The sequence below is a fragment of the Kutzneria chonburiensis genome (assembly GCF_028622115.1).
Lineage (GTDB): Bacteria > Actinomycetota > Actinomycetes > Mycobacteriales > Pseudonocardiaceae > Kutzneria > Kutzneria chonburiensis.
In genome coordinates this window covers 3,281,555-3,293,660 of record NZ_CP097263.1, presented here as the reverse complement: position 1 = coordinate 3,293,660, position 12,106 = coordinate 3,281,555, and the positions used below count along the sequence as shown (strand labels likewise).

Annotated in this window: 10 protein-coding genes; 7 read left to right on the top strand and 3 right to left on the bottom strand. The window is 71.1% G+C overall.

Features of this window, described 5'->3' with window-relative positions; genetic code table 11:
• Nucleotides 1-549 carry a TetR/AcrR family transcriptional regulator C-terminal domain-containing protein gene (locus tag M3Q35_RS14780; RefSeq protein ID WP_273942323.1) on the top strand — a complete coding sequence of 183 codons (549 nt, stop codon included), beginning with the start codon at nt 1-3 and terminating at the stop codon, nt 547-549.
• A gap of 2 nt (nt 550-551) precedes the next feature.
• Here the strand turns inward: M3Q35_RS14780 and M3Q35_RS14775 are convergent, their stop codons facing one another.
• From M3Q35_RS14775 to M3Q35_RS14760, 3 genes are all read right to left on the bottom strand, one after another.
• Complete coding sequence (locus tag M3Q35_RS14775; RefSeq protein ID WP_337960582.1) at nt 552-4,046, bottom strand: discoidin domain-containing protein; 3,495 nt, start codon at nt 4,044-4,046, stop codon at nt 552-554.
• Nucleotides 4,047-4,216: 170 nt separating this feature from the next.
• Nucleotides 4,217-4,963 (bottom strand): SDR family oxidoreductase, encoded by a 747-nt coding sequence (locus M3Q35_RS14765; RefSeq protein ID WP_273942322.1) that lies wholly within the window; start codon nt 4,961-4,963, stop codon nt 4,217-4,219.
• A 113-nt stretch (nt 4,964-5,076) separates the two neighbouring features.
• Nucleotides 5,077-5,691, bottom strand: a complete 615-nt coding sequence (locus tag M3Q35_RS14760) for a TetR/AcrR family transcriptional regulator (protein ID WP_273942321.1) — start codon at nt 5,689-5,691, stop codon at nt 5,077-5,079.
• A 189-nt stretch (nt 5,692-5,880) separates the two neighbouring features.
• On the opposite strand from M3Q35_RS14760, the gene M3Q35_RS14755 reads away from it, so the two are divergent.
• The 6 genes from M3Q35_RS14755 (at nt 5,881) to M3Q35_RS14730 (ending at nt 12,070) form a co-directional block, all read left to right on the top strand.
• Nucleotides 5,881-6,813, top strand: coding sequence for a cupin domain-containing protein (locus M3Q35_RS14755; protein ID WP_273942320.1), 933 nt, complete (start codon nt 5,881-5,883; stop codon nt 6,811-6,813).
• A 41-nt stretch (nt 6,814-6,854) separates the two neighbouring features.
• The gene (gene pdxR / locus M3Q35_RS14750; RefSeq protein ID WP_273942319.1) at nt 6,855-8,267 is read left to right on the top strand and encodes a MocR-like pyridoxine biosynthesis transcription factor PdxR; all 1,413 of its coding nucleotides are present in this window, start codon (nt 6,855-6,857) and stop codon (nt 8,265-8,267) included.
• Nucleotides 8,268-8,375: 108 nt separating this feature from the next.
• Nucleotides 8,376-9,293, top strand: a complete 918-nt coding sequence (locus tag M3Q35_RS14745) for an NADP-dependent oxidoreductase (RefSeq protein WP_273942317.1) — start codon at nt 8,376-8,378, stop codon at nt 9,291-9,293.
• Nucleotides 9,290-10,231: an NADP-dependent oxidoreductase gene (locus M3Q35_RS14740; protein ID WP_273942316.1), complete on the top strand. Its 942-nt coding sequence runs from the start codon at nt 9,290-9,292 to the stop codon at nt 10,229-10,231. Before M3Q35_RS14745 ends, M3Q35_RS14740 begins: the two co-directional genes overlap by 4 nt.
• Nucleotides 10,232-10,286: 55 nt before the next feature.
• Entirely contained in the window at nt 10,287-11,408 is a 1,122-nt protein-coding gene (locus tag M3Q35_RS14735) for a sensor histidine kinase (RefSeq protein ID WP_273942314.1), read from the top strand.
• Nucleotides 11,405-12,070: a response regulator gene (locus M3Q35_RS14730; protein ID WP_273942313.1), complete on the top strand. Its 666-nt coding sequence runs from the start codon at nt 11,405-11,407 to the stop codon at nt 12,068-12,070. The genes M3Q35_RS14735 and M3Q35_RS14730 overlap by 4 nt, the downstream gene beginning before the upstream one ends.
• Nucleotides 12,071-12,106: the final 36 nt, after the last annotated feature.

The following is a 12,106-nucleotide window of genomic DNA, read 5'->3' as shown; positions in this document are numbered from 1 at the left end:
ATGCGGGCCGTCGGGCGGGTGCTCGGGGTGGACGCCAAGAGCCTCTACAACCATGTCGACGGCAAGGACGGCCTGCTCGACGCCGTCGCTGAGCACCTGCTCGGGGCCATCGCGCTGCCCGCGCGCACCGGCGATCTGCGGGCCGACCTGCGGGCTATCGCCTACGCTTTCCGTCAGCCGGCGCTGGCCCATCCCGAGGCCGCCTCGCTCGTCCTCACCCGTCAGCTCTCTTCCCTCGCCGCCCTCGAACCCGTGGACGCCGTGCTGGCCGTCCTGCTCGACGCCGGCTGTTCCGTCGAGGAGTCCGTACGCCTGCTGCGGATGCTCGTCGCCACCCTCGTCGGCGCGCTGTTACGGGAGGTCAACGCCGGGCCCACCTTCGGCACCACCGACCTCGCCGGCATCGCCCAGCGCCGTGCCGTTCTGGAGCGCAGCGGCCTCCCCGCGGTCGCCGCTGCCGCCCCGGACCTCGCCCGTTTCGACAGCGCCGCCGAGTACGAGTTCGCCGTCGAACTCGTACTCGACGCACTGGTCGCACGGCTCCGGTAGAGCTACCAGCCCTGAAGGCCAGAACCGTACTGGTACAACGGTTTGCCGTACGTGGGCGGCACGGTCTGGCCGGCGCCGATCTTGGCGCGGATGTCGGCCCGCTCGGCGGCGGTGGCGCCGAGGTCGTACGGCAGGTCCCAGCTTTCGACGGCGTCGGCAGGGACATCGGTGCCGCCGGGCTTGAGGACCTGGTCGAGGCTGGCGGGCAACTGCCAAGGCAGCTTGCCGCGCGGGGTGTAGTCGCCGAACAAGAGACTGGCCGCCGCGGGACCCATCTCCTCGCCGCCGCGGTAGGTGACCACGATGGCGTCGGCCAGGCCGTTCCAGTCGGAGATCACGTACGGGCGCGGCAACACCAGCAGCACGACCACGGGAATGCCCTGGTTCTTGTAGTTCTGGATCAACGCGACCTGGTCCGCCGGCAGGTAGGGCTGCTCCTTGGTCCAAGCGGTGGCGTGCGTGTACGAAGGTTCGCCGACCGCTACGACCGCGAGTTTCGGCGGTGTCGGGGAGTTGCCCTGGTACACGTTGATCCCGGATTGAGCCGCCCGGGCCTTGATGGCGTCGAGGAAGTCGAGTGACCCGTAGTCCTGGTGGAAGTAGCTGGTCCACAGGCAACACGCGGCCCCGTCGGCGGCCCGCGCTCCGGTGACGACGATGTTGTCACCGGAGTTGAGCTTGACCGGCAACACGCCGTCGTTCTTGAGCAACGTGTCGGATTCCCGCGCCGCCTGGTTGATCAACGCCGTATAGGCGGGCTGGTGGAACCGGTACGGGGCGTTGGCGGGATCGCCGTACGGGTGCTCGAACAGGCCCAGCTTGAACTTCACGGTGAGGATCTGCCGCACCGAATCGTCGATCCGGGACTGCGGAACGCTGCTGGCGAACGTGTCGAGGGAGAAGCCGACGGCCCCGGGATCGGCGCCGCCCATCACGTCCGCGCCGGCGTTGGCGGCGCTCACCCACGCCCCCGACGGCAGCCAGTCGGTGGTGACCAGCCCGGTGTAGCCCATGTTCTGCCGCAGGTAGTTGATGATCGGCGCGCTGTTGCCGGCCCCGGCGCCGCTCGGGTCCAAATAGGACGCTCCGGCGTAGCCGGTCATCACGCTGCCGGCGTTGGCCTCGATCGCCGCCGTCCACGGGATCATCGTGTACTTGATCGTCGTCCCGTCGAACACCACGCCGGCCTCGCCGCCCGCGCCCTCGCCGGGCCAGTGCTTGACGGTGACCAGGATCGACTGCGGATTGAGCTCTGGCCCGCCCTGCATGCCGGACACCAGCGCCCGCACCTGGGCCGCGGCCACCTGGGCGTTCTCCCCGTTTCCTTCCTGGATACGGGGATAGAGCACCTTCGTGCCGACCTCGGCCAGCGGCCCGAGCGTGCCGCGGGCCCCGGCCTGGACCTCCTCGCGGCGCTGCATGTCGCCGAGTTGGTAGTCCAGCTTGTAGTCCTGGCCGGCGGCCAGCGCGCTCTGCGCCGGGAACGTGGTCTGGTAGCCGATGATCGTGTCGCCGGCGGCGATCGGCGGGATGCCGAGCCGGGTGCCGGCGGAGGCCTTCAGGAAACCGTCGAGGTCCTGCGGCTGGGCCGGTCCGAAGATCCAGCCCGACTGCGGGTGGACCTGGTTGTTGTAGAACATCTGGTATGCCTTCTCCTGCGTCGACATCCGCCCGAGCAGATCGTCGACGCGGGTGGCGATCGGCTGCCGCCAGTCCTCGTACGGCTCGATCGTGCCGTCCTTGTTGAGGTCCCGGGCCCCGTTGACGATCGGCACGCCGTCGTTGGCCGCGGTGACGGTCGGCAGGTACAGGCCGAAGGTGTTGATGTTGGACGTCTTGGTGCCGCCGGCGCCGTCGACCGAGACCACGAACCACCTGTACGTCCAGCGGTCGGAGATGTCCCACGTCGGCGTGTAGCTGGTGCCGGCGGGCTCGGCGACCTTGGTGTAGAAGTCGAGCAGATTGCCGGACGCGGTGAAGTCGTAGTCGGTACGGCTGATGTTCAGCCACAGCTGGTAATGCGCGGCGCCGGCGACTGCCGCCCAGGAGAACGTCGGCCGGCGGGTGTTGGTCACCAGCGCGTTGTTGCCGGGGGCGGACAGCGCGAACTGGCCGGTGGTGGCGGGGGCCTTGGTCGGCGCGGACAGCAGCGGCGGCGTCGAGGTCGAGGTGTCGACGGTGCCGTGCACCTGGAATTCCCAGAGGCTGTAACCGTATCCGGTGGCGCGCGCGGTGCCACGGATGCGGAGGTAGCGGCCGGTGCCGCCGATCTTCAGCGTCTCGGTGCCGCCTTGGCCGGCGGTGGTGGCGTAGATGCTGGACCAGGTCGTGGCGTCGGGGGAGATGTCGACGCTGTACGCCGTGGCGTACGCCGTCTCCCACGTCAGCACGACGCAGCTGACCGCGGCGTTGCCGCCGAGGTCGACCTGGAGCCACTGTGGGTCGCTGGCGGCGCTTTCCCACCGCGTGGTGGCGCGGCCATCCAGCGCGGCGGCCGGGGCGTTCGCGCCGACGTACGACGACGCCTGCACGGGGGCGTAGGCCGAGATGACGGGGTCGGCGCAGCTGCCGCCACCGCCTCCGCCCGTGGTGAAGACGCCGAACTCCCAGAGGCTGTAGCCGTAGCCCGTTCCCCTTGCGGTGCCGTACATCCGCACGTAGCGACCGGTGCCGTTGACGTCTAGCGTCTGTGTGCCGCCGGTGCCCGTGGTCGTGCTGTAGACGGTCGACCAGTTGGCGCCGTCAGCGGAGACCTGGATCTGGAACGCGGACGCGAACGCCGTCTCCCAGGTCAGCGACACGCCGCAGACGGTCTGGCTGCTGCCCAGATCCACTTGCAGCCATTGGGGATCGCTGGCCGCGCTGGACCAGCGGGTGCCGGTGTTGCCGTCGACCGCGGCGCTGGCCGGGGTGCCGGCGTTCTCCGTGGACGAGGCGGTCGCCGTCTTGTTGAGCGCGGCGTTCGCGCTGCCGCACGAGCCGGCGCCGGTGCCGTAGACCTGGAATTCCCAGAGGCTGTAGCCGTAGCCGGTGTTGCGCTGCGCGCCGTACATCCGCACGTAGCGGCCGGTGCCGTTGACGTCGAGCGTCTGCGTGCCGCCGGGGCCCGTGGTGGTGCTGTACACCGAGGTCCAGTTCGTGGCGTCGGTCGAGACCTGGATCTGGAACGCCTTGGCCGACGCCGTCTCCCACTGGAGCGAGACCTGGCTGATCGACGCCGTCGTGCCGAGGTCGACCTGGAGCCACTGGGGATCGCTGGCCGCGCTGGACCAGCGGGTGCCGGTGTTGCCGTCGACCGCGGCGGAGGCCGGGGTGCCGGCGTTCTCGGTGGAGGACGCGGTGGCCGTTTTGCCCTGGGAGAGCAGCGTGGGCGCGGCCTGGGCCGACGGGCTCGTGGTCACCAGCGACGATGCCGCCAGCGCCGCCGCGACGGCCAGCGCGAAGGCGATTCTCAGTGGACGGATTCGGCGCGTCGTCGCGCCACGTGAGCTGGGCATACCGTCTCCCGCGCAGGGTGGAGGGGTAGGTCGGAGCCCGGTGGCGGCCGGAGGTGAGGCGGTTGGGAGAGCGCTCTCCCAACCGCCTCAGTGTTACGCCCGGGGGCCGCGGCGGTCAAGGAATCGGGGTGCTGCCGTCCGCGTGACCGTGCGGTCGCCGCGGACTCGGGTCAGATGGCCAGCCCGGCGCCGCCGGACACCAGGATCTCCTGGCCGGTGATGTAGGCGGCGTCGTCCGAGGCGAGGAAGGCGACGGTGCGGGCGATGTCCTCGGGCTCGGCGAGGCGGCCGAAGGGGTTGGTCTGGGCGATGGCGGCCATGGTGGCGGCGACGTCGCCGGAGCGGGCGCGCAGCGAGGTGCGGGTCATGGGGGTGTCGGTGAACCCGGGGCTCACGGCGTTGACGCGGATACGACGAGGGGCGAGCTCGAGGGCGAGCGTGGGGATCATGGCGAGGAAAGCGCCGTGCGAACCGGCGGTGACACTGTTGCCGGTGAGGCTGCGCGTCGCGCCGATGCCGACGGTGACGATGACGGAAGCGCCGTCGGAGAGCAGGGGCAGTGCCTTGGCCAAGGTGAAGAACTGGCCCTTGGTGTTGACGGCGAACACCTCGTCGTAAGCGGCCTCGTCTGCGGTGGCCAAGGTCATCGGACGGCTGACGCCGGCGTTGAGGAACAGCGTCGTGAGGCCGCCGAACTTCTCGCCGACCTCGGACATGACCTTCTCGGTGTCGGCCATCGAGCGCGAGTCGGCCTGGAGGACCAGGACGTCCTCCGGCAGTTCCGACCGGGCCCAGGCGACGCTCTCCAGGCGCTGTCCGGTGACGGCGACGCGGTAACCGCGGTTGTGCAGAATCTCGGCGGTCGCCTTCCCGATCCCGCTGGTGCCGCCGGTGATCAGGGCTGTACGTGCCGACATGTGATCACTCCACTGTGGTTGGTCGCACTGGACTCGACGGTCCAGTTGCGGCCACGCTAACCGCCAGCGGGGCGGAGGCCGGGGTCCACTTGGGATCCCGGTACGGGAACCACTCACGCCGTGAGGAACGACTTCACGTGGTCGAGCGCCAGGTCGAGGGCGACCTCCATGGGCCTGATGTCATGCGCGGTCTCGGCCAGGAGGTATCCGCCCTGCAACGCGGCCATCAGACCGGTGGCCAGTCGTTCCGGGTCGGCCTCGGGCCGAAGGGCCCCGCTGTCACGCATCCGCCGCAGGCCGGCGGCGAGCAGCCCTTCCCAGGCCGTGAAGGACTCGGCGAGGGTGGCGCGGGCCTGGTCGTCCTGGTCGGCCAGTTCGCTGGCCATCGAACCGAGCGCGCAGCCGTATGCCCCGTGCTGCAAGGCATTTCGCCGCACCAGGGCGTCGCGCCAGCGGACCAGGCCACGGAACGACTTCAGGTGCTGGAGGTAGCCGCGTTCACGGTCGAGGATCTGCGCGGCCCGCGCCGCGACGACGGCGCGGACCAGTTCGGTCTTGTCCGGGAAGTGGCTGTAGAGCTGGGACTTGCTGGTGTCGCTCGCGACGCGGACGTCGTCGAGCGTGGTCGCGTTCACGCCGTTGACGTACATCAGGTCGGCCGCCGCCGCGACGATGCGCGCGCGGGTGGCGGCGCCACGGGACGTCGGCCGGGACGGCGGCGTGTTCATCCGCCTGAGGCTACCCCTTTGGTCAGTGAAGGTGGCCAGTGAAGTGGACTGCGCAGTCCTTTTGGGCCACCGCGAGTGGTTCCCGTTTCTGGGGGCCGAGTGGACCCAGGTCGGCCGTCGAAAACGGGCTAGTTTCGGAGTCGGTGGCCCGTTCCTGGCTGCCGAAAATGCGTCTACCAGGGAGATCTGATGGTTGTGCACTGGGGGAAGGAGCTGTCCCTGACGGCCCGGCGGGAACGTGTGTGGTCGGTCGCGACCGTGTTCGCACGTCTGGCCTTGGCGGCCGGATTCCTCTCGGCCGTCGCCGACCGGTTCGGCATCTGGGGCCCGCCGCACACCGGGGCGGTCGGGTGGGGCGATTTCGCCACGTACACCGCCTACACGCACACCCTCTCGCCGTACCTGCCGGACATGTTCCAAGGGGCCGCCGCATGGGCCGCGACCGCGGCGGAAACGGTGCTGGGCCTGACATTGCTGGCCGGCATCCTCGTGCGCTGGTCCGCATTGGCCGCGACCGCGCTGCTGCTGGGCTTCGCGCTGTCGATGGGGCTGTTCCTGGGCTGGGAAGCACCGCTGAGCAATTCGGTTCCCGCCGCTGCGGCCGCCGCCCTGCTGCTGGCCCTCGCGCCCGTGGACAGGTTCGCCTTCAGTGTCGACGGAATGTTCGCCAGGAAGCGATCGCAGGTCGCCGGTCGCCTGCTGGCCGTTGCCGCGCTGGCCGGCGTAACCGCGTGCAGCCCGGCCACCCAGACCACACCTGTGGCGGCGACCACGGCCGCCTCGACGCCGCCCCAGGTGAATGTCCTGCTCCAGCAGGCGCTGCCGAACGCCGAAGGCAAGACGTTCACCTCGCAGATCGTGGACTTCCCGCCCGGCGCGGCCGCGCCGCCGCACCGACACGGTCAGGCTTTCGTGTACGCCTACGTGCTGGCAGGGGACGTCCGCAGCCAGGTCGACGACAATCCCGCGACCACGTTCCACCCGGGCGAGAACTGGTTCGAAAAGCCCGGTGCCCACCACGTCGTCGCCGCCAATCCCAGCGCCACCGAACGGGCCAAGCTGCTGGTCGTCTACGTCTCCACCACCGGCGACGCGCTCCAGGCCAACGATCCCCACTCATGACCACCGGCGGTGCGGTCGCGCGGGCCGTATCGTGGTCCGTCATGACCGAGCAAGGACCCGGCAGCGCCCGGACGTCCGGCCTCGACCTGCATCTGGGCCACATCGGCCGCAATGTGCGAGCGGGGCTCATGGATGCCTTCCGGGAGGCGATCCGCAGCGGGCGGCTGGCCCCGGGGACGCGGCTGCCGTCGAGCCGAGTGCTGGCCAACGATCTCGGGCTGGGCCGCAACACCGTGGTCCGCGTGTACTCGGAGCTGATCAACGAAGGCTGGCTGACCGGGCTGCACGGCTCCGGAACCGAGGTGGCGCAGCGGGCGGCGGAGCCGGCGGGCGAACGGGAACGGCCGCGGCCACCGGCGAAATGCCCGCAGCTGGTGCACAATCTCCGGCCCGGGCTGCCGGATCTGTCGGCGTTCCCACGGGACGAGTGGATTCGGGCGGTGAAGCGGACGGTGAGCACAGCGCCGTTCGAAGCGTTCGGGTACACCGATCCGCACGGCCGGCGTGAACTCCGCGAGGCAGTCGCCCGGTATCTGGCTCGCGCCAGGGGCCTGCGGGCTCGGGCGGACAACGTCGTGGCGTGTAGCGGCGCGGCGGAAGGCTTGCGGCTCGTCGCCGCCGCGCTGGCCGAGGCCGGTGTCACGACGGTGGCAGTCGAGGAGTTCGGCCTGCAAACCCAACGCGAGGCGTTGGCCAAGGCTGGGCTCGACACCGTTCCGCTCCCGGTGGATGGGGACGGGGCCGACGTGTCGGCGCTTGATCAGATGCCGTGTCCAGGCGCGGTGTTGCTCACGCCGTCGCACCATTTTCCCTTGGGAGTGGCGCTGCATCCCGATCGCCGGGCGGCGGTCGTCGACTGGGCGCGGCGGCGCGGCACGCCGATCATCGAGGACGACTACGACGGCGAGTTCCGCTACGACCGCTCGCCCGTCGGCGCGTTGCAGGGGTTGGATCACGACCATGTGGTCTACCTGGGCACCGCGAGCAAATCCCTGGCGCCGGGGTTGCGCCTGGGCTGGCTCGTGCTGCCGGACCACCTGGTCGGCCCGGTCGTCGCGCAGAAGGGCGAGACCGAGGAGACCGTCGGCTTCCTCAACCAGTTGGCGATGACCGAGTTCATCGAGTCGGGGGCGTACGACCGGCACATCCGCGCGATGCGCTCGCAGTACCGCCGCCGACGCGAGCAGGTGGTCGAGACGATCGGCCGGCACGCCCCCGAGGTTCGGGTCACCGGGATGTCCGCCGGGCTGCACATCGTGCTCGAACATCCCGCTCGAACCGGCGCCGAACTCGTGCGCCGTGCCGCCCGAGAGCAGGTCACGGTGGAGCCGCTGGACTTCTTCCGGCACCCTGAGTCCACATCGGACCGTGACGGCGTGGCCATCGGGTTCGCCGCGCCGTCCCCCAGCGCCTGGTCGGGCGCACTGGACGCGCTGGTTCGCGCCCTGCGGTGACTGGTTCCCGTTCGTGGGGGCGAAGTGGACCCAGGTTCCGGGTCGGCACCGGGTTAGCGTGGCGGAATGGACTTTATGGTCCATCAAGCGGAGGCAGGGAGGTGCCGGATGAAGGCGATCGTGGTGACGGACCAGGCGGCGGGAACGGCCGGGATGACGCTGGCGGAACGTCCCCGGCCCACGCCGGCCGGGAATGATGTGCTGGTCGAGGTGCATGCCTCCGGGTTCACCACCGGAGAGCTGGACTGGGACACGACCTGGACCGATCGCCTCGGCCGTGACCGTACGCCGTCGATTCCCGGGCACGAGCTGGCCGGGGTGGTCCGCGAACTCGGCTACGGCACCACCGGTCTGTCGGTGGGCCAGCGGGTCTTCGGCCTCACCGACTGGACTCGTGACGGCACCCTGGCCGAGTACGTCGCGGTCGAGGCGCGCAACCTCGCGCCGCTGCCGGCCGACGTCGACTTCGAGATCGGCGCCGGCCTGCCGATCTCGGGTCTGACCGCGTGGCAGGGCTTGTTCGTGCACGGCCGGGTCCAGGTCGGACAGAGCGTCCTGGTGCACGGCGCGGCCGGTGGCGTCGGTTCCGTGGTGACGCAGCTGGCCCACGAAGCCGGCGCCCACGTCATCGGCACCGGACGGGCCGCCGACCGCCGGACCGCGCTCGACCTCGGCGCCCACGAGTTCATCGACCTCGAGAACGACTCCCTGGACGACGCCCGCGGCGTCGATCTCGTCTTCGACATCTTCGGCGGCGAGATCCAGAAGCGATCCGTCGGGCTTATCCGGGCCGGCGGAACCCTGGTCACCATCGCCGGCCCGCCCGAGGTCCGGCCGGCCGACGGCCTCGCCGTCGACTTCGTCGTCGAGGCCGACCGGGCCCAGCTGACCGAATTGGCCCAGCGGGTGCGGGACGGGCGGCTGCGGACCCTCATCGGCCAGGTCGCCTCCCTCGACGACGCCGTCGCCGCCTTCAACCCGACCGACCGGGTCAAGGGCAAGACGATCATCAGCGTGCGCCCGTGAAGGCGATCGTCGTCACCGACCAGGCCGCCGGGACGGCCGGCATGGTGCTGGCGGAGCGGCCCGATCCGGATGCGGCGCGGCTGGCCGACCTCTCCGGGGCGAGCTACGGCGATGTCGTCGTCGCCGTGCACGCGTCGGGATTCACCGGCAATGAACTGGAATGGCCGTCGACCTGGGTCGATCGTCTCGGCCATGACCGGACGCCGTCGATTCCCGGGCACGAGGTGGCCGGCGTGGTCACCGCGCTGAGCTACGGCACTACGGGGTTGTCGGTCGGCCAGCGGGTGTTCGGCCTGACGGACTGGACCCGCGACGGCACGCTGGCCGAGTACGTGACCGTCGAGGCGCGCAACCTCGCGCCTTTGCCCGGCGGCGTCGACTTCACGACCGGCGCCGGCGTGGTGATGTCCGGCTTGACCGCGTGGCAGGGTCTGTTCGAGCACGGCCGCCTTCAGCCGGGGCAGCGGGTCCTCGTGCACGGCGCGGCCGGCGCGGTCGGATCCATGGCCGCCCAGCTCGCCCATGACATCGGTGCCTACGTCATCGGCACCGGACGCGCCGCCGGTCGGCCAGCCGCGCTCGACTTCGGCGCGCACGAGTTCGTCGACCTCCAGCACGACTGCCTCGACGACGTCGGCCAGGTCGACCTGGTCTTCGACGTTCTCGGCGGCGACATCCAGAAACGCTCCGCCGGCCTGATTCGCGCCGGCGGAACCCTGGTCACCGTGACCGGGCCGCCCGAGGCCCGGCCGGCCGACGGCGTCGCGGTCGACTTCGTCGTCGTGCCCGACCGCGCCCAGCTGGGCCAGATCGTCCAGCGAGTGCGTGACGGGCGACTGCGGACCAACATCGGCGCCGTCGCGCCCCTCGACGACGCCGTCGCCGCCTTCAACCCGACCGCGCCGGTCGCGGGAAAGACGATCATCCGCGTTCGGTAGGCGCGTCGTACTTTCGGGCGATACCGGCGGCCTGACCGGCACCTACCATGATGCGGTGCTCCGCTCCGGATGGGACGAACCCCGCCTCGTGCCGGCGCCGCGGACGTGGCGGGACTGGGCGCTGGTCGGCGTGTTCGAGTTGGTGGCCGTGCTGGAGGGGGTGTTCCAGCCGGACCTGGCCTGGCGCCCGGTCTCGGTGACCGTCGCGGTCGTGCTGGCCCCGTTGCTGTTGTGGCGGCGGAGCCGGCCGCTGCCGGTGATCGCCGCCGCGTTCGTCGTCGCCGGACTGGCCCCGCTGCTCACGCACGGCCAGCCGCCCGACCTCTACGCCATGGTCTACATGCTGCTGCTGCCGTATTCGCTGCTGCGCTGGGGATCCGGCCGCGACATGGTGCTGGGCTCGGCGGTCGTGCTGGCGAAGATCGGTTTCTGGCTGCTGGCCGGCTTCGTCGATGCGGGGCAGGCGCTCGGCGAGGCGGCCGTGCTCGTCACCGCGGGGGCGATCGGCGCGGCGATGCGTTACCGGGCGCGGGCCCGCCGGCGCGAGTTGGACCAGGCCAAGCTGCTCGAACGCGAACGCCTGGCGCGCGACCTGCACGACACGGTCGCCCATCACGTGTCGGCGATGGCGATTCGGGCCCAGGCCGGGCTCGCGATCGCCGACACCCAGCCGGCGGCCGCGACGGAGGCGCTGCGGCTGATCGAGGCCGAGGCATCCCGTGCCCTCACGGAGATGCGGGCCATGGTCCGCGTGCTCAGGACCGACGAACCGGCGGAGTTCGCCCCCAATCCGAGTATCGGCGACCTCGAACAGCTCGCCGGCCGGGAGCGTGGGGGACCGGTGGTGGACGTGGCGATCGACGGCGACGTCCGAGACGTGTCCCAGTCGGTCGGGGCCGCGATCTACCGGCTGGCCCAGGAATCCGTGACCAACGCCCGCCGGCATGCCCGGCACGCGACGCGCATCGAGGTCCGGGTCGCGGCGGACGACCGGACCATACGGCTCCAGGTCAGCGACGACGGCGACGGCGGCCGGGCCGCCGGATCGTCGGGATACGGACTGGTGGGCATGGCCGAACGCGCCGGCCTGCTCGGCGGCACCTGCGCCGCCGGACCGAACCCCGACCGTGGCTGGACGGTGACCGCCGTGCTGCCGCGCACCGGAACCACGGCATGACCGTGCGGGTGGTCGTCGCCGACGACCAGGAGATCGTCCGCACCGGGTTGACCATCATCCTCAACGCCCAGCCCGACATCGAGGTGGTCGGCGAGGCCGCCGACGGCGAACGGGCCGTCCAGCTGGCCCGCCGGCTGCGGCCGGACGTGTGCCTGTTCGACATCCGCATGCCCGTGGTCGACGGCATCGAAGCCACCCGGCGGCTGGCCGGCCCGGACGTCGCCGATCCTCTCGCCGTGGTCGTGATCACCACGTTCGACCTGGACGAATACGTCTACGCGGCACTGCGTGCCGGTGCCCGCGGCTTCCTGCTCAAGGACGCCGGCACCGCCATGCTCACCCAGGCCGTGCGGGCGGCGGCCAGCGGCGAGGCGCTCATCGCGCCCAGCATCACCGCCCGGCTGCTGGACGCCTTCGCCGGCAGCGGGCCCGCGACGCCGCCGGCGCAGCCTTTGGACCCGCTGACCGCCCGTGAGGAGCAGGTGTTGGCGGCCGTCGCGGCCGGCCGGACCAACACGGAGATCGCCGACGAGCTCTACATCACGCTGAGCACCGTCAAGACCCACATCGCCAGCCTGATGACCAAGCTCCAGGCCCGCAACCGGGTGGAGATCGCGATGTGGGCGTACGAGACCGGGCGGACCCGCGACCGAAAGTACTAGGGAACTCCGGCCCGTGCTCCGATGAGCCGCCCCCGC

Bases quoted from the DNA above. Each gene is read 5' to 3' on its own strand.
- M3Q35_RS14745 (WP_273942317.1), top strand. From the start codon at position 8,376: ATGAAGGCGATCGTGGTGACGGACCAGGCGGCGGGAACGGCCGGGATG.
- M3Q35_RS14765 (WP_273942322.1), bottom strand. From the start codon at position 4,963: ATGTCGGCACGTACAGCCCTGATCACCGGCGGCACCAGCGGGATCGGG.
- M3Q35_RS14780 (WP_273942323.1), top strand. From the start codon at position 1: ATGCGGGCCGTCGGGCGGGTGCTCGGGGTGGACGCCAAGAGCCTCTAC.
- M3Q35_RS14730 (WP_273942313.1), top strand. From the start codon at position 11,405: ATGACCGTGCGGGTGGTCGTCGCCGACGACCAGGAGATCGTCCGCACC.
- M3Q35_RS14755 (WP_273942320.1), top strand. From the start codon at position 5,881: ATGGTTGTGCACTGGGGGAAGGAGCTGTCCCTGACGGCCCGGCGGGAA.
- M3Q35_RS14775 (WP_337960582.1), bottom strand. From the start codon at position 4,046: ATGCCCAGCTCACGTGGCGCGACGACGCGCCGAATCCGTCCACTGAGA.
- M3Q35_RS14760 (WP_273942321.1), bottom strand. From the start codon at position 5,691: ATGAACACGCCGCCGTCCCGGCCGACGTCCCGTGGCGCCGCCACCCGC.
- pdxR (WP_273942319.1), top strand. From the start codon at position 6,855: ATGACCGAGCAAGGACCCGGCAGCGCCCGGACGTCCGGCCTCGACCTG.